This is a genomic window from Faecalibacillus sp. H12 (genome assembly GCF_013361255.1).
GTDB classification, from domain to species: Bacteria; Bacillota_I; Bacilli_A; order Erysipelotrichales; family Coprobacillaceae; genus Faecalibacillus; species Faecalibacillus intestinalis.
This window is the reverse complement of record NZ_JABWDK010000017.1, coordinates 1-16391: the sequence shown is the minus strand read 5'-3', so window position 1 is coordinate 16391 and position 16391 is coordinate 1. Positions and strand designations below refer to the sequence as shown.

At 30.2% G+C, this 16391-nt stretch carries 15 protein-coding genes and 1 pseudogene; 9 read left to right on the top strand and 7 right to left on the bottom strand.

The window, feature by feature from the left end; translation table 11 throughout:
• Window positions 1-18: 18 nt before the first annotated feature.
• The 3 genes from HUU89_RS10400 to HUU89_RS10390 all read right to left on the bottom strand — a co-directional run bounded on the left by HUU89_RS10400 (window position 19) and on the right by HUU89_RS10390 (window position 2102).
• On the bottom strand, window positions 19-507 hold the full coding sequence (locus HUU89_RS10400; RefSeq protein ID WP_032090178.1) for a hypothetical protein: 489 nt from the start codon (window positions 505-507) through the stop codon (window positions 19-21).
• A 124-nt stretch (window positions 508-631) separates the two neighbouring features.
• Entirely contained in the window at window positions 632-985 is a 354-nt protein-coding gene (locus HUU89_RS10395) for a diguanylate cyclase (RefSeq protein ID WP_081918930.1), read from the bottom strand.
• Window positions 978-2102 (bottom strand): hypothetical protein, encoded by a 1125-nt coding sequence (locus tag HUU89_RS10390; protein ID WP_175301701.1) that lies wholly within the window; start codon window positions 2100-2102, stop codon window positions 978-980. The genes HUU89_RS10395 and HUU89_RS10390 overlap by 8 nt, the downstream gene beginning before the upstream one ends.
• Window positions 2103-2214: 112 nt before the next feature.
• On the opposite strand from HUU89_RS10390, the gene HUU89_RS10385 reads away from it, so the two are divergent.
• The 7 genes from HUU89_RS10385 (at window position 2215) to HUU89_RS10355 (ending at window position 10382) form a co-directional block, all read left to right on the top strand.
• Complete coding sequence (locus tag HUU89_RS10385; protein WP_175301700.1) at window positions 2215-2820, top strand: TetR/AcrR family transcriptional regulator; 606 nt, start codon at window positions 2215-2217, stop codon at window positions 2818-2820.
• Between the two features lie 68 nt (window positions 2821-2888).
• Window positions 2889-4676, top strand: coding sequence for an ABC transporter ATP-binding protein (locus HUU89_RS10380; RefSeq protein WP_217498473.1), 1788 nt, complete (start codon window positions 2889-2891; stop codon window positions 4674-4676).
• On the top strand, window positions 4676-6409 hold the full coding sequence (locus HUU89_RS10375) for an ABC transporter ATP-binding protein (protein ID WP_175301699.1): 1734 nt from the start codon (window positions 4676-4678) through the stop codon (window positions 6407-6409). Before HUU89_RS10380 ends, HUU89_RS10375 begins: the two co-directional genes overlap by 1 nt.
• Window positions 6410-6961: 552 nt before the next feature.
• Entirely contained in the window at window positions 6962-7111 is a 150-nt protein-coding gene (locus tag HUU89_RS10370; RefSeq protein WP_175301698.1) for a LysR family transcriptional regulator, read from the top strand.
• 37 nt (window positions 7112-7148) lie between these two features.
• Window positions 7149-7403 carry a hypothetical protein gene (locus HUU89_RS10365; protein WP_175301697.1) on the top strand — a complete coding sequence of 85 codons (255 nt, stop codon included), beginning with the start codon at window positions 7149-7151 and terminating at the stop codon, window positions 7401-7403.
• Between the two features lie 143 nt (window positions 7404-7546).
• Window positions 7547-8347: a TetR/AcrR family transcriptional regulator gene (locus tag HUU89_RS10360; RefSeq protein ID WP_254697760.1), complete on the top strand. Its 801-nt coding sequence runs from the start codon at window positions 7547-7549 to the stop codon at window positions 8345-8347.
• Window positions 8348-8438: 91 nt separating this feature from the next.
• The gene (locus tag HUU89_RS10355; protein WP_175301696.1) at window positions 8439-10382 is read left to right on the top strand and encodes an oleate hydratase; all 1944 of its coding nucleotides are present in this window, start codon (window positions 8439-8441) and stop codon (window positions 10380-10382) included.
• A gap of 8 nt (window positions 10383-10390) precedes the next feature.
• Here HUU89_RS10355 and HUU89_RS10350 read toward each other — a convergent pair whose 3' ends face one another.
• The 4 genes from HUU89_RS10350 to HUU89_RS10335 form a co-directional block, all read right to left on the bottom strand.
• The gene (locus HUU89_RS10350; protein ID WP_175301695.1) at window positions 10391-10909 is read right to left on the bottom strand and encodes a TetR/AcrR family transcriptional regulator; all 519 of its coding nucleotides are present in this window, start codon (window positions 10907-10909) and stop codon (window positions 10391-10393) included.
• Window positions 10910-11147: 238 nt separating this feature from the next.
• Window positions 11148-12068: an alpha/beta fold hydrolase gene (locus HUU89_RS10345; RefSeq protein WP_175301694.1), complete on the bottom strand. Its 921-nt coding sequence runs from the start codon at window positions 12066-12068 to the stop codon at window positions 11148-11150.
• Window positions 12069-12188: 120 nt separating this feature from the next.
• On the bottom strand, window positions 12189-13187 hold the full coding sequence (locus tag HUU89_RS10340) for a GGGtGRT protein (protein WP_022001700.1): 999 nt from the start codon (window positions 13185-13187) through the stop codon (window positions 12189-12191).
• A gap of 17 nt (window positions 13188-13204) precedes the next feature.
• Entirely contained in the window at window positions 13205-13897 is a 693-nt protein-coding gene (locus tag HUU89_RS10335) for an iron-sulfur cluster assembly scaffold protein (protein WP_022001699.1), read from the bottom strand.
• Window positions 13898-14293: 396 nt separating this feature from the next.
• On the opposite strand from HUU89_RS10335, the gene eno reads away from it, so the two are divergent.
• Together eno and HUU89_RS10325 are read left to right on the top strand one after the other, a co-directional pair.
• Complete coding sequence (eno, locus tag HUU89_RS10330) at window positions 14294-15583, top strand: phosphopyruvate hydratase (protein WP_175301693.1); 1290 nt, start codon at window positions 14294-14296, stop codon at window positions 15581-15583.
• A 480-nt stretch (window positions 15584-16063) separates the two neighbouring features.
• Window positions 16064-16391 (top strand): annotated as a pseudogene (locus HUU89_RS10325) (PTS sugar transporter subunit IIC); the annotation flags it as partial.

Below are 16391 nucleotides of genomic sequence, written 5' to 3'. Positions count from 1 at the left end.
TCAAAAAACATTATCATTTTATAATTTATAACTGTCAATCCGCCTTACAAAAAATGCGTTTTCGATTTGATACACATCTACATGGTGACTATCCTCTAACCAAACTACATTTTCAACATATATTTTATCACTTCTAAAATCTATACTTACACTATCAATGTTAAATGATGATTTATTAAAGAAAGAGTAAACAAAAATAACCGTAAAAGATAACAGTCCTATACCAATTCCTGATAAAATAATTTGAAAAAATTTTATAATAGAATTTTTTTGTGCTTTTAATATATCAATTGCTATAAAAGTAATAGGTATAAAAAATAAATCTATTAAGAGAACTATATTTATTACTATACTAATGAACGGATGAAAGTAGACAAATTTGTCTAGTCTAGAGTTAATAAGATATTCTATCAAAACAATACTCAATGATATAATATACCACACTAAAGTTCTTCTTTTATTATTCATATGACTAAAATAAGCAATTATTTCTTTAAAAACTTTCATCAAAAATTTTCTCCATATATATCATATTCAAAATTAGATCTTTTTAAGAAAAACGTAATTAATATAATTAATTTTGATTAAATTACCCATAATCAACAGGTCAATCCAATTATTGAAACCATTTTTACACATAAAAGCCAAAAAAATTTAAACTATCATTTCTTATTTTGATAATCACCTGTGGAATGTGGGTATTCAAAAAAGAAAACACTTCATCAGTTATTTTTGTAGAAAGATCTTTCGATGAATAATTGGTAATGATAACAAATTCATCACCACCATAACGAATCGCAATATCTTCTTTAGAAATGACTTTTAAAATAATAGAAGCAATTTCTTTAATAGCACTATCACCCATATCATGTCCATAAAGATCGTTTGTTTTTTTCATAAAATCCATATCAATAAAATAAATCAATGCTTGTTGATCTTTTTCAATGAGTTGATAATAAAGTTTTTTTCTAGTTGATTCATAAATTAAATCCTTTCGTTTGCCATAGGCGGAAACCCACTACCTTCAGATGGGTTAATGAATCTTTAACATAAAGATTTTCTAATTCCTTGTTTAATAAACTTAAAACATGTTTTTTTCGTATACTTTTAATAGTAAGACCTAATAGCTTTAAGATAATTGTCATATAATTAATAGAAATATTTTTTGAGTAATTATCAAAAGCTAAATAACCAATAGCGACACCATTATTACTTAAAGAAGTATAAATCATATAACGTGATTTATATTCTTGAGGAAGAACTTCTTTTTTAGAAAATTCTTGATAGATATGTTTTTCATCAGGTGAATTTTTGTGATAAGTCATACCCATTAAATACATTTTATCAGAAAAATGAATAATATTTTCAGACATTTCATCAATATATTTTGAATTCATAACCAGATAAATTTGTTTATATCCAAAATTTTGTGATTCTTTTTCAAAAACATCAAATAAATCATAAAAATGAGATGTCTGAGATAAGAGTGTTTCTAAACGTTCTGTTGATTCAAAAAAACAATTACTATGATAAGTATAAGATAAATATTCTTTTTTTAATTCAGAATCATCTTTTTCATTTGTTGGATAACCACAACTCGCACCTTCAATGATTTGAATATCTTCTAAATCTTTAGTTGCTTGTAAAAAGTCTGCTTTTCTAAGTCGTGCTTCTCTTGAAGACATAGGTCCAGAAACATAAGCTACTTTTTGACAATTTCTTTCAGCTGAAATTGTTTGAGTAAGTTTATAAATGGCTTGTTGATTGTCTGTTCCTACATAAACGCAATCTTTAATAGGATCGTTAATAGAAACAACAGGAATATGATATTTATGAGCTTCATCAATCATTTGTTGGCGATAATCTTTATAAAAATTGGAGTTTGTTTGAAAAATCAAAACGTCATAATCTTTAATATCGGGAAGCTTATAGAGTTCTAATAAGCTATCCATAGGGTGAACAAGACCGTAATTTCCAAAGATTTCAAACATATCAATGGATATATCTTGATAATCATTTAAAAATTGATTGATCGCATTTTGTTTTTCTTGGGCAATTTCAAAAAGCCAATCAGATGAAAAAAAAGCAATTTTATAAGTCATAGAAATGCCTCCTTATCTATAATTATATCATCTTTTTGGTAGCGAAAGAATATTGACGGTTTTAAAATAACAGTGTTATAATAACAGTGTTATTTAATGATGGGGGCAATCTATGAGGCAAGAAACCGTAGGTGTTACAGAAAACCTATTAAAAAGTGCAACAGAAGAATTTTTAGAAAAAGGATTTATGAAAGCAAGTCTAAGAAATATATCTGCCAAAAGCGGAGTTAGTACAAATTCTATTTATACTCGTTTTAAAGATAAAGAAGGTTTGTTTTCAGCAATCGTCAAAGAAACAGCGGATGGGTTGATGGATATTTATCTCGAGAGTATTCAAAAAGCAACCTATAGTCCTGATCTTAATCAAGCTAATTCTGAAGGAGAGGAAGGCACAGATTTTGTTTTAGATTATATTTATCAACATTTTATAGAGTTTAAATTGATTTTTTGTTGTTCTACCGGTTTTCAATATGAACATTTTTTAGATGAACTTGGAAAAATCGAAGAATCTTATTACCAAGAGCTTGTTGATAAATATGGTAAAGAAGGTTTTACAGTAGATCCATTCTTTATTCATGTATTTTGCCGGGCAGGATGGCAAACGATGTATGAACTTGTTGCACATGATTGTTCCTATAAAGAAGCTCAATCATTTATGAATAGCACAAAGTTATTTAATGTTGCTGGCTGGAAAGCAGTTATGGGAATTGATGAGTAAATAGACAGGGAAACCTGTCTAAAGTTAACATCGATAGTTAGCAAAAACTAACCAATAGGAGGGATTTTATGAAAGAAAAGAAAGAGAGTACATTATCGAAGTTAATGCACTTTGCAGGAAATCATAAGTATTATGTTTATGCTTCATGTATTTTAGCTGCAATCAGTGCCTTTATTGCTTTGGTTCCTTTTTATGATATGTGGCGTATCATCAAAGAGGTATTAGAAGTAAGACCAAACTTTAATGAAGCAATCCATATCAAAAGTTATGGATGGCATGCAGTTTTATTTGCGTTATTAGCTATGGTTTTTTATATCGCAGCCTTAATGTGTTCGCATAAAGCAGCCTTTAGAGTACAAGCGACAATGAGAACGAAAATGATGGAACACATTATGAAACTTCCTCTTGGCTATGTTGAAAGTCAAGGAAGTGGAAAAATTAGAAAAATCGTAATGGAATCAAGTGCCACAACAGAAACCTTTTTAGCACATAATGTGCCAGATAAAGTTGTTTCTAAAGCAACACCAATTGGTTTACTTATTATGATGGCAATCTTTGATTGGCGACTAGGTTTAATGAGTCTTATTCCAGCAATTATTGCTTTTGTCTTAATGTTTACAGCGATGATGGGACCAAAGATGGCAGAAGATATGAAACAATATCAAAATGCTTTGGAAACGATGTCATCAGAAGCTGTTGAATATGTAAGAGGGGTACCTGTTGTTAAAACATTTGAACAAACAATTTTCTCTTTTAAAAGATTTAAAGAAGCAATTGATGAATATGAAAAATGGACGTTAGATTATACAAAGAGTATGATGAAACCAATGGTATGTTTTACAACTTTTGCTAATGGAATCTTTGCGGCATTAATTATTGCTGCTTATTTATTTGCAGGAAATACTATTACAGATCAATTTATTTTGAATCTCTTTTTCTATATTTTAATTACATCTATTTTAACAACGACTTTAATGAAAGTAGCTTATGCCGGTGAATCGCAAATGCTTGTAGAAGATGCTTTAAATCGTATGAATTCAATTATGAATGTACAACCTTTACCTGAAAGTAAACAAATACAAGTACCAAGTGATGCTTCTATTGATTTAGAAAATGTCAGCTTTACGTATCAAGATGCTTCTACTAAAGCCATTGACAACTTAAGTATGCATATTAAAGCAGGAGAACATATTGCTTTAGTTGGACCAAGTGGTGGTGGTAAAACAACTGTAGCTTCTCTTATTTCTCGTTTTTGGGATGTAAATGAAGGAAGTATTAAAATAGGACATGTTGATGTTAAAGATATTGAACAAAAAGAATTAATGAATCAAGTATCTTATGTTTTCCAAGATAGTCGTTTACTTAAAATGAGTATTTTAGAAAATATTCGTATGTCAAGACCAGAGGCAAGTGATGAAGAAGTTATCCAAGCTTTAAAAGATGCCCAATGTCAAGATATTATTGATAAATTCCCTGATGGAGTTCATACCGTTATAGGTTCAAAAGGAGTTTATGTTTCCGGTGGGGAAAGTCAAAGATTATCGATTGCTAGAGCCTTTTTAAAGAACGCTCCAATTCTTATTTTAGATGAAGCAACGGCTTTTGCTGATCCTGATAATGAAGTACTTGTTCAAAAAGCTTTTGAAAAACTTTCAAAAAATAAAACGGTTGTCATGATTGCTCATCGTTTATCAACGATTACAAATGCAGATTGTATTTATGTATTAGAAAATGGACATATTGTTGAAAGTGGTAAACATGAAGAACTGTTAGAGACAAAAGGTGTTTATGCACATATGTGGCATCAATATAATCAATCTGTAAAATGGAAAGTACAAAAAGGGGACGAAGAATAATGATTGAAAAATTAAAACATAAATATGCTTTATCTTCTAAAGGAGCAAAAGACATGATAAGAGCCTTTGTGGCAGTGACACTTTCTAATCTTGTTTTAATGCTCCCTGTGGGACTACTTTATGTATTATCATCTTATTTATTAGATCAACAATTACCTAAAGAAAAACTTACTTTCTTTAGTGTTGAGAGTGTTGTAATCTTGATTTGTATTGCTTTAACGACAACATTTCAATATCGTGCTACTTTTTTATCAACATATGTTGAAAGTGGTGTTAGACGTCGTACACTTGCAGAAAAGTTAAGAAAACTTCCTTTAGCTTATTTTGGAAAAAAGGATTTAGCGGATCTTACAAATACGATCATGTCTGACTGTGCTCTTTTAGAAACAGCAAGTTCTCACTGGATTCCTGAATTAATAGGAGCCATGATTTCAACAACAATTATTGTCATCAGTTTATTCTTCTTTGATTTTCGTATGGCTCTTGCTGCTATTTGGGTGATGCCAATTGCATTTGCAATTGTCCTTTATTCAAGAAAAGCAATGCGAAAAACACATGAAAAAACAAATGAATATCGTATCAATTGTTTGGATGGTATTCAAGAAGGATTAGAAACATTAAGAGATTTAAGATCGAATAATATGTGTGATACGTATATGAAATCTCTTAATAAAAAAATCAAAGCTGTTGAAAATCATGCTATCTTTGCAGAATTTACGAATGCTGCTTTTGTTTGTAGTGCTCAAATGGTTTTAAAACTTGGGATGGGAACAGTTACCCTTGTAGGAAGTTACTTATTAGTAAAAGATGAAATTACAATTCTTACATTCTTTATGTTTTTACTTGTTGTGACACGTATGTACGAACCTTTACAAATTTCTTTACAAAATTTATCTGCTATGATTAGTCTTGATACGAATTGTAAACGTATGGATAAGATTTTATCCCATGAAGAACAAACAGGAGTTGATACACTTACAAATGAAGGCTATGATATTGTATTTGATCATGTGGCTTTCTCTTATAATCAAAAAGAAAAAGTATTATCAGATGTATCATTTGTCGCAAAACAAGGAGAAGTCACAGCATTAATTGGGCCAAGTGGTGGTGGTAAAACAACCATTTCACGACTTGCTGCACGTTTTTATGATATTAATCAAGGAAAGATTACCGTTGGGGGAATGGATGTTTCAAAGGTTGAACCTGAAAAATTATTAGAACTTTATTCAATTGTTTTTCAAGATGTCACATTATTTAATAACACAGTTATGGAAAATATTCGTATTGGTAAAAAGGATGCAACCGATGAAGAAGTGATTGCTGCAGCAAAATTAGCGCATTGTGATGAATTTGTTGAAAAAATGCCTGATCAATGGAATACAATGATTGGTGAAAATGGTTCTGAATTATCAGGAGGACAACGACAAAGAATTTCTATTGCTAGAGCCTTCTTAAAAGATGCTCCAATTATCTTAATGGATGAAGCAACAGCTTCATTAGATGTAGATAATGAATCATTGATTCAAGAATCTATTTCTAAATTAATTGAAAATAAAACAGTTTTAGTTATTGCGCATCGAATGAGAACAGTAGATGGTGTTGATAAAATTGTTGTTTTAAAAGAGGGTGTTGTTGCTGAACAAGGGAAGCCACAAGAATTAAAACAACAAAAGGGGATTTATAAACATATGGTTGATATGCAAATGCAATCAAATGCATGGAAATATCAATAAATTTAAAAGGAAAACTTGATTATTTTTGCTCAAGTTTTTTCTTTATAAGAATATATTTCAGTAATAAAATACTTGCATGATAATAAATAATCATTTATACTGTATAACAAATTCATGAAATAGGGGGAATTGACATGATTGATACAGGGAATACAGGGAAAGAGGCAATAAATTAAAATAGAGTTCAAAATGGACTCTATTTTAATTTACTATTTACTATCGTAATTTACAAATGAATGATTTGCTAAAAATTCATCAGCTTCTTTTATAAGTTGATTTAATTTTTCATCTTCTACTTCTAAGCTTGAACCATACAACTATTATAAGTTTCTAAAAGAGAAGCTAAAGAAATACCATGAGGTTTAATATCTTTATATTGATCAAAATCAATATTTGTTGGATCTTCAGAGAGTTGAGATAATCTTATCCAGCCAAATCTAAATTCTTTTTCATTGTTTTCTATGACTTTTAAAATAAATTATTCTCTATTGATTGGAATAACCGTATAAGATACAATTTATTTACTAAAAGTAAAAACTGAGGAGAATTATTATGAAAAGTACTAAGACACAAAAAATGTATATTACACTAATCAGTGTGATGAAACAAATAAATGCTTTAGAAGAATATCTCTACATAAAATTAGTCAATCGTACCCATCGTGGCATTAAACTGACAGTACAGGGACAAAAAAATTTATGATGAAGCTAAAATACCTATCGAAAATTCAGATAATTATTTGAATAAAATCCAAGAGAAAACATCTTCTATGATTCATATTGGTTCTTCATTTTTAAATTCGGCAAAAGAATTTATTGATTTATGGCATAGTATACAAACCTTAATACAACGTTATAAATTACGTGTTGTTCCTTATGAAGATGATCATGATAAAATCATGGAAGTTTATCAATCGTTAGGAATAAAATTTGATTTTTTAATTGGTGCCTTTAACTCAAGTCAAATTCTATTTTTGCTTCTTGCAAACAGTTAGGAACTTATAACGTTTGTGTAGCTCTGCCTAGAAGTCATCCACTAGCAAAAAAGAAAAAACTTTCAATTACGGATTTATATAATGAAAAACTTTTATGTGTCAGTAGTGGGGATTGTTTAAATATTGATGATTTTAGAAAGAATATGCAAATGTTTTATCCTCAAATTATTTTAGAGGATGTCGGTTACTTTTATGATTTAGATACATTCAATCGTTGTGAAGAAGAAGGTTGTCTTTTATTAACATTGGATGCTTGGGATAATATCCATCCTTCTTTAATTACTTTACCGGTTGAATGGGACTATCAGATGCCTTATGGTTTGCTTTATAAGAAGAATCCATCAAAACAAGTAAAAGATTGTTTAAAGGAATTGATAAATATGTCAAATAGAACAAAATTACAATTAGAAGATGCATTTAAAGAACTTTTATTAGAGAAAACATTTCATAAAATAACGATTAAAGATCTTACGGATAAATGCCATATAAGTCGCATGGCTTTTTACTATCATTTTCAAGATTTGTATGATTTAACAGAATGGATTTTAATAGAAGATGCTCGAAAAGCTTTGAATGAAAAGAAAGATTATGCACATTGGAAAGAAGGACTTTCTAATATTTTTGAAGCGGTTTATATTAATAAACCATTTATTCTAAATGTCTATCATGATATTTCTCGAGATAAAATTGAAAAGATATTATTCAAACTTGTTCATGAATTGATAGAATCTGTTGTTGAAGAAAGAAGTAAAGATATTTTTATTTTAAATCAACAAAAGGATTTTATTGCTCATTTTTATAAATATGGGTTTGTTGGTGTAATGTTGGATTGGATTGATTCGGGAATGGATGAAGATTATCAAATGATTCTAGATGATTTAGAAATGACGGTATTAGGAACAATCGATTTATCGATACAAAACTTTACAAATAGGGAGAAATGATAAAAAATTTATCATTTCTTTTTTATTGTAAATTTTATCTAAAATAAGGGAATGCTATGATTGAAGTGTAAAAAGAAAGGTGGAGTTGTTTATGAATCGTAAAAGTTTAACGATTGCTGCAACAACAGTGACGGCCGTTTCATCAGCAGTCCTTGTTGCTAAAAAAGTAAAGAATAATAAAAAGGATGAAAAGGTAAATACGTATCGAAATACAGAATTAGGAAAGTATGATAAAAATGATAAAGGAATTTATTATACAAATGGAAATTATGAAGCTTTTGCCAGACCTAAAAAACCAGAAAATGTTGAAAATAAAAATGCATATTTAATAGGAAGTGGTCTAGCAAGTTTAGCGGCAGCTTGTTTCTTGGTAAGAGATGGACAAATGCCTGGAAAAAATATTCATATTTTAGAAGCAATGGATATTGCTGGTGGTGCCTGTGATGGTATTTTTGATCCTTCTAGAGGTTATATCATGCGTGGTGGTCGTGAAATGGAAAATCATTTTGAATGTTTATGGGATCTATTTAGAAGTATTCCTTCACTAGAAATCAAAGATGCCAGTGTATTAGATGAATTTTATTGGCTTAATAAAGAGGATCCAAATTATTCTTTATGTCGTGCAACTATTAACAGAGGACAAGACGCTAAAACCAATGGACAATTTAATTTAAGTCAAAAAGGTTGCATGGAAATCATGAAACTGTTTATGACAAAAGATGAAGATCTTTATGATAAAACGATTGAAGATGTTTTTGATGAAGAAGTCTTTGATTCAACATTTTGGATGTATTGGCGTACCATGTTTGCCTTTGAAAACTGGCATAGTGCTTTAGAAATGAAACTTTATTTTCAACGTTTTATTCACCATATTTCGGGCTTACCTGATTTTAGCGCTTTAAAATTTACGCGTTATAATCAATATGAATCACTTATTTTACCAATGCAAAAGTATCTTGAAAAACATGGGGTTGATTTTCAATTTAACACAGAGGTAACGAATGTTTTATTTGATATTAAACCTGATAAAAAAGTTGCTAAAACGATTGAATGTAACGTAAAAGGAAAAGAAAAAAGAATTTCCCTTAGCGAAAATGATTTGGTTTTAATTACCAATGGAAGCTGTACAGAGGGTACAATTTATGGAGATCAAAATCATGCTCCTAATGGAAATGCAGAAATGCGAACAAGTGGATGTTGGAATTTATGGAAAAATATTGCTAAACAAGATAAATCTTTTGGCCATCCTGAAAAATTCTGTAGTGATATTCAAAAAACAAATTGGGAATCGGCAACAGTTACAACATTAGATGATAAGATTATTCCCTATATTACGAATATTTGTAAAAGAGATCCTAAAACAGGACATGTTGTTACAGGAGGTATTGTCAGTTGTCAAGATTCATCATGGCTTTTAAGTTGGACCATTAATCGTCAAGGTCAATTTAAACAACAAGATAAAGATAAAGTCTGTGTGTGGGTTTATGGATTGTTTACTGATACAATAGGAGATTATGTTAAAAAGCCAATGAAAGATTGTACAGGAAAAGAAATTACCATGGAATGGTTGTATCACCTTGGTGTTCCAGAAGAATTAATAGAAGACTATGCAACCAACAGTGCTATCTGTATACCAACTATGATGCCTTATATTACAGCTTTCTTTATGCCAAGAAGAAAAGAAGATCGTCCGGATGTTATTGTTAAAGATGCAACTAATTTTGCCTTTTTAGGACAATTTGCACATACACCAAGAGATACTGTATTTACTACAGAATATTCGGTAAGAACAGCGATGGAAGCTGTTTATGGTTTATTAGGTGTTGATCGAGGTGTTCCAGAAGTATGGGGCAGTGTTTACGATATTCGAGAACTTTTAGATAGTTCTGTAAAATTAATGGATGGGAAATCACCCTTAGAGATGAATTTAGGTCCTTTAAATATAATCAAAAAGCCTTTAATAAGAAGTATTAAAGGAACGGTTATTGAAAAATTATTAAAAGAGCATCAAATTTTAAAAGAAAATGAAAAGTAATTGATTTTTTACCATGAAATTTTAAAAACGTCAGGAAACATTTGATAAAGTGTTTTACCAGCTTGTTGAGGAGACAAATCAAACTTACCAAGAATATAATGTTGGTACATGATAGAAGCGCCACCACAAAAAACATCTAATAAAAGAAGATCTTTATCTTCAAATTGGATGTTTTTTCTTTTACACATCCAAATAACAGTATTATAGGAATATTGGTAGATAAAATCTCCTAAAGAATTGATACCGGTATAATCAAAAGCATTTTTTAAATAATGAAGCTCTTTACTCATATTAAATAAATTAATGAAGACATCTTCATAATTGTGATTTTGACTACTATGCATATATTGATCTAAGATCCTTTTATAATTATCATTCATCACGTCATATTTATCTTTATAGTGACGATAAAAAGAGGATGTTGAAACATGAGCTTCTTTATCTTCTCCTAAAACATATTTATCAATATATTTTTTTATTTCTTCTTCAAAAGGAAGAACATCTTTAGGAAATTCTTCATCGTTCATGTTTGAATTTTTATAACGATAAATGGTAATACTTTTTGTTTGTCAATCAACTGTATAAATTTTGCTGAAGTTATTTTCCAAAGCGTTAAAAATATCAATTATATTAAGAGGAAGATTATTATTTATTTCTTTGTTCATCTTAATCGCCACTTTCAAGTCATTTTTATTTAATTTATTATATCACGGTATGATTTGAAAAATAATCTAAATGATTAATAAGTATTTCAAATTACAATTTTTATATATTTGTTTGCCATGCGTTTAAATTATCTAATATATATTGATATACAAGCTGATTTTGCTTTTCGTTTAAAATTTCATGACGCATATTTTCAAAAAGATAGGAATCTACACACATATAACCTTTAGATTTTATGTTGGAAACAGCTTTGTTGAATTTTACTTCATTTGTAATGCAAGGATCATCTTTACCAGCAATAAATAAAATAGGTAAAGAGGGATTAGACATTGTCCAGTTTTCATTATGATATGTATTTATTACAAGATTAAAGAGAGATTCAAAGCCATTTGCGGTAAAAGTAAAATAACATAAAGGATTTTTGTTATAAGAATCTACAATATTTTCATCACTACAAATCCAACTGTTAGGAATATCTGTATGAAACCTTTTATTAAAAGCTTGAAAACTTAAATTTTGAATTAATTGAGGACGATAATGATCATCTTTGACTTTTGAATAGATACGAGCTATTTTTATTCCTATAGGAGCAAGAAGATTATCACTAGGACTTCCACAAACAATTAAACCATCAATATCTTGATCATACTTTTGGCAAAAACAGCGCACGACTAAAGACCCCATACTATGTCCTAAAAGATAGAGTGGGAGATAAGGATATTGTTGTTTAATCATCAAAGTAATTTGATGGAGATCTTCAACAATTGCTAGATGACCATTATCATAAAAATACCCCAAATCATTTTTGTCTTTTATACTTTTTCCATGTCCACGATGGTCATGAATAATACATAAATAACCTTGATTTGATAAGAAATTCATAAAGTCGATGTATCTCTCTTTATGCTCACACATACCATGAGAAATTTGTACAATTCCTTTTGGGCTTTCACAAGAAATAATAATGCCATCTAATTTTAGTTGATCATAATTTGATTTTATTTGAAAACTTTTGTACATATTTATCACCTAACTATATTATAACTAAAAAACAAATATTTTGATATGATAAAGAATTAATATAACAAAAAAAGTCTTGATAAAATCAAGACTTTTTAGCTTTTTTTAGGAAAACCCTAATTATTTACAAGCTTCTTCAATTGCAACAGCAACAGCTACAGTAGCTCCAACCATTGGGTTGTTACCCATACCGATTAATCCCATCATTTCTACGTGAGCAGGAACTGATGAAGAACCAGCAAATTGAGCATCACTGTGCATACGTCCCATAGTATCAGTCATACCATAAGAAGCAGGACCAGCAGCCATGTTATCAGGATGTAAAGTACGTCCAGTTCCACCACCAGATGCAACTGAGAAGTATTTTTTACCTTGTTCAATACATTCTTTTTTGTATGTTCCAGCAACAGGATGTTGGAAACGAGTAGGGTTAGTAGAGTTACCAGTGATTGATACATCTACACCTTCTTTATGCATGATAGCAACACCTTCACGTACGTCATCTGCACCATAGCAGTTAACTTTAGCACGTGGACCATCACTATAAGCAGTTCTAGATACTTCTTTAACTTCTCCAGTAAAATAATCGAATTGAGTTTCTACATAAGTGAAACCATTGATTCTTGAGATGATTTTAGCAGCATCTTTTCCTAAACCATTTAAGATAACTCTTAATGGATTTTTTCTTACTTTGTTAGCTTTTTCAGCAATTTTGATTGCACCTTCAGCAGCAGCGAAAGATTCATGTCCAGCTAAGAAAGCGAAACATTGAGTATTTTCGTTTAATAACATTGCTCCTAAGTTACCATGACCTAAACCTACTTTACGATCATCAGCAACAGATCCTGGAATACAGAATGATTGTAATCCAACACCGATTGTTTTAGCAGCATCTTCTGCTTTAGTATCACCATTTTTAATTGCCATAGCAGCACCAACTGTATATGCCCAACAAGCGTTTTCGAAACAAATTGGTTGTGTAGATTTTACGATATCATAAACGTTGATACCTTTTTCATCACAAATAGCTTTTGCTTCTTCGATTGATTTGATATCATATTTAGCTAATGCAGCGTTAATTTGATCAATTCTTCTTTCATAACTTTCAAATAATGCCATTTTTTCGTATCCTCCTATTATTCTTTTCTTGGATCGATGTATTTAGCAGCATCGTTGAATCTACCGTAGTTACCTTTAGCAGCTTCTAAAGCTTCATTAGCATCTTTTCCATCTTTAATCATTTCCATCATTCTACCTAAGTTAACGAATTCGTAACCGATAATTTCATCATTTGTATCTAAAGCGATACGAGTAATGTAACCTTCAGTTAATTCTAAGTAACGAGGTCCTTTTAATTTAGTAGAGTATGATGTACCTACCATTGATCTTAAACCTTTACCTAAGTCTTCAAGACCAGCACCTACAGGCAATCCACCTTCAGAGAATGCTGATTGAGTACGTCCATAAACGATTTGTAAGAATAATTCTCTCATAGCTGTGTTAATAGCGTCACAAACTAAGTCAGTATTTAAACCTTCTAATAAAGTTTTACCAACTAATGCTTCACTAGCCATAGCAGCAGAGTGAGTCATACCTGAGCATCCAACAGTTTCGATTAATGCTTCTTCAATGATACCTTCTTTAACATTTAAAGTAAGTTTACATGCACCTTGTTGTGGAGCACACCAACCAATACCATGTGTTAAACCAGAAATATCTTTGATTTCTCTTGAATATACCCATTTTCCTTCTTCAGGAATAGGAGCACATCCGTGTGATGCACCACGATTTACAGTGCACATTTCTTCAACTTCATGTGAATAAATCATTTTTTATTTTCTCCTTTCATCACATTAATGATCACAAACATTAAAAAAGAAATAACGTAAAACTACATAAATTTCTTCCTTCAGGTGAAGGAATTCACCTGAACAAATTATAAAGTGTCGATTAAAGAAAGTCAATGAAACAAGAAAGATAAATAAATGAAAAAAGAAATTTTTTTGTATCTATCAAAGAATATTTTATAAAAAAAGGGACAAAATAGTATTTGAAGTTGAAAAAAAGTAGTCAAAAAGGGTTGACACACAAGGTTAGTATATGCTAACTTATAGACAGTTAGTTACGGCTAACTTCGTGTTAATAAATCATTTTTTATTGATACCAGATCACAAACAAAAATCACAAACACAAACAAAACAAAAATGAAAGAAGGAAGTATTAAAATGGATTTAATTCAAAGTATTAAAGCACGCGAAGTATTAGACTCTCGTGGAAATCCAACTGTTGAAGTTGAAGTTAGAAGTGAATGTGGAGCTTTTGGTAGAGCAATCGTACCAAGTGGAGCTTCTACAGGAATTTATGAAGCAGTGGAATTAAGAGATGGAGACAAATCACGTTATTTAGGTAAAGGTGTTTTACAAGCTGTTAAAAATGTAAACGAAGTGATTGCTCCTGAATTATTAGGATATGATGTTTTTGCTCAAAGAGAAATCGATCAGGCAATGATTGATTTAGATGGTACAGATAATAAAGGAAAACTTGGAGCAAATGCTATCTTAGGTGTTTCTCTTGCCGTTGCTAAATGTGCTGCTGATTCATTAGGTATGCCATTATATCGTTATATTGGTGGAGAAAATGCTCATGTTATTCCTACACCAATGATGAATATTATCAATGGTGGAGCACATGCTGATAACAACATTGATTTCCAAGAATTTATGATTATGCCAGTTTCAGCTCCTACATTCAAAGAAGCGATTCGTATGGGTGCTGAAGTATTCCATAATTTAAAAGCTGTATTACATGATAAAGGATTAAATACTGCTGTAGGTGACGAAGGTGGATTTGCTCCTAACTTAAAATCAAATGAAGAAGCTATTCAAACAGTTATCGAAGCTATTGAAAAAGCAGGTTATAAGCCAGGTGTAGATGTTAAACTTGCAATGGATGTTGCTAGTTCAGAATTCTATAAAGATGGTAAATATGTTTTACCGGGTGAAGGAAATAGAACATTTACTTCAAAAGAGTTAGTTGATTTCTACGGTGAACTTGTTGAAAAATATCCAATTATTTCTATCGAAGATGGTCTTGATCAAGATGACTGGGACGGATGGAAATATTTAACTGAAAAATTAGGTAAAAAAGTACAATTAGTAGGGGATGACTTCTTTGTAACAAATACAAAACGTTTACAAGAAGGTATTGCTAAGAAAACTGCAAACTCTATCTTAATTAAAGTTAACCAAATTGGTACTTTAACTGAAACACTAGAAGCTATTCAAATGGCTCAAAAGGCAAATTATACTGCTGTTGTTTCTCATAGATCTGGTGAAACAGAAGATACAACAATTGCTGATATTGCTGTAGCTACAAATGCTGGACAAATTAAAACTGGTTCTGCATCAAGAACAGACCGTATTGCTAAATACAATCAATTATTAAGAATTGAAGATGAATTAGGAAAACAAAGCTTATATGGTGGCGTTGATTCATTCTATCAATTAGATAAATAATTTTGCTATTAAAAGATAATATTGTTATATCCCTTTAACGATTAAATCGTAACTTCCCAATTTTAGACTAAATCATATAAGAAATATTATCTTTTAATAATATAGATAAAAAAGGTGATGTAAGTCATCTTTTTTGTAAATAAATTACATTCTTTATTTAATTAGGAGAAATTAATGAAAATAACTCTCTAAACATTTTAAAAAGGTATACAATTTTTATCCTATATATAAAATAAAGATTGTCATTTACTTAATAAATTAAATACCTTCCGTATTTTTTTGACTACTTGCGGAAATGACACGAAAATCATTTGCAGCTGCAAATGATTTTTTATATATAGACATGTAAATAAATTACATCATTTTAAAAAGTTGAAAAGAATGTTGTAAATAAAAAACAAAAACTAATGTAAGCCTTTAACAAAGAAAAATGTCACGTTATGATAATCATGTCAAAATTAATTAAGGGAGGAAATAATTATGGACAAAATGGCAGATGTCTTAGGTCGTGCTGGTGCATGGTGCGGTCAAAACAAATATTTATCTGCAATTAAAAATGCGTTCCAAAACTTCATGCCTTTAACAATCGCTGGGGCAATTGGGGTTTTATGGTGTAACGTATTGGTTAACGAAAGTACTGGGTTAGGTATCTTCTTCAAACCAATTATGGCTTTAGAATTCTTAAACCCAGCATTCCAAGCTGTTAACTTCTGTACAATCAGTTGTATCACAGTTGGTATCACTCTTGGTATTGCCCAAGAAATCGGTGTTTGGAACATGGGAGCTGAAAAAGCTGGTTACATTCCAG

Coding starts and splice junctions, on each gene's coding strand:
- HUU89_RS10400 (WP_032090178.1), bottom strand. CDS start 507: ATGAAAGTTTTTAAAGAAATAATTGCTTATTTTAGTCATATGAATAAT.
- HUU89_RS10390 (WP_175301701.1), bottom strand. CDS start 2,102: ATGACTTATAAAATTGCTTTTTTTTCATCTGATTGGCTTTTTGAAATT.
- HUU89_RS10385 (WP_175301700.1), top strand. CDS start 2,215: ATGAGGCAAGAAACCGTAGGTGTTACAGAAAACCTATTAAAAAGTGCA.
- HUU89_RS10380 (WP_217498473.1), top strand. CDS start 2,889: ATGAAAGAAAAGAAAGAGAGTACATTATCGAAGTTAATGCACTTTGCA.
- HUU89_RS10375 (WP_175301699.1), top strand. CDS start 4,676: ATGATTGAAAAATTAAAACATAAATATGCTTTATCTTCTAAAGGAGCA.
- HUU89_RS10370 (WP_175301698.1), top strand. CDS start 6,962: ATGAAAAGTACTAAGACACAAAAAATGTATATTACACTAATCAGTGTG.
- HUU89_RS10360 (WP_254697760.1), top strand. CDS start 7,547: ATGCAAATGTTTTATCCTCAAATTATTTTAGAGGATGTCGGTTACTTT.
- HUU89_RS10355 (WP_175301696.1), top strand. CDS start 8,439: ATGAATCGTAAAAGTTTAACGATTGCTGCAACAACAGTGACGGCCGTT.
- HUU89_RS10350 (WP_175301695.1), bottom strand. CDS start 10,909: ATGAACGATGAAGAATTTCCTAAAGATGTTCTTCCTTTTGAAGAAGAA.
- HUU89_RS10345 (WP_175301694.1), bottom strand. CDS start 12,068: ATGTACAAAAGTTTTCAAATAAAATCAAATTATGATCAACTAAAATTA.
- HUU89_RS10340 (WP_022001700.1), bottom strand. CDS start 13,187: ATGGCATTATTTGAAAGTTATGAAAGAAGAATTGATCAAATTAACGCT.
- HUU89_RS10335 (WP_022001699.1), bottom strand. CDS start 13,897: ATGATTTATTCACATGAAGTTGAAGAAATGTGCACTGTAAATCGTGGT.
- eno (WP_175301693.1), top strand. CDS start 14,294: ATGGATTTAATTCAAAGTATTAAAGCACGCGAAGTATTAGACTCTCGT.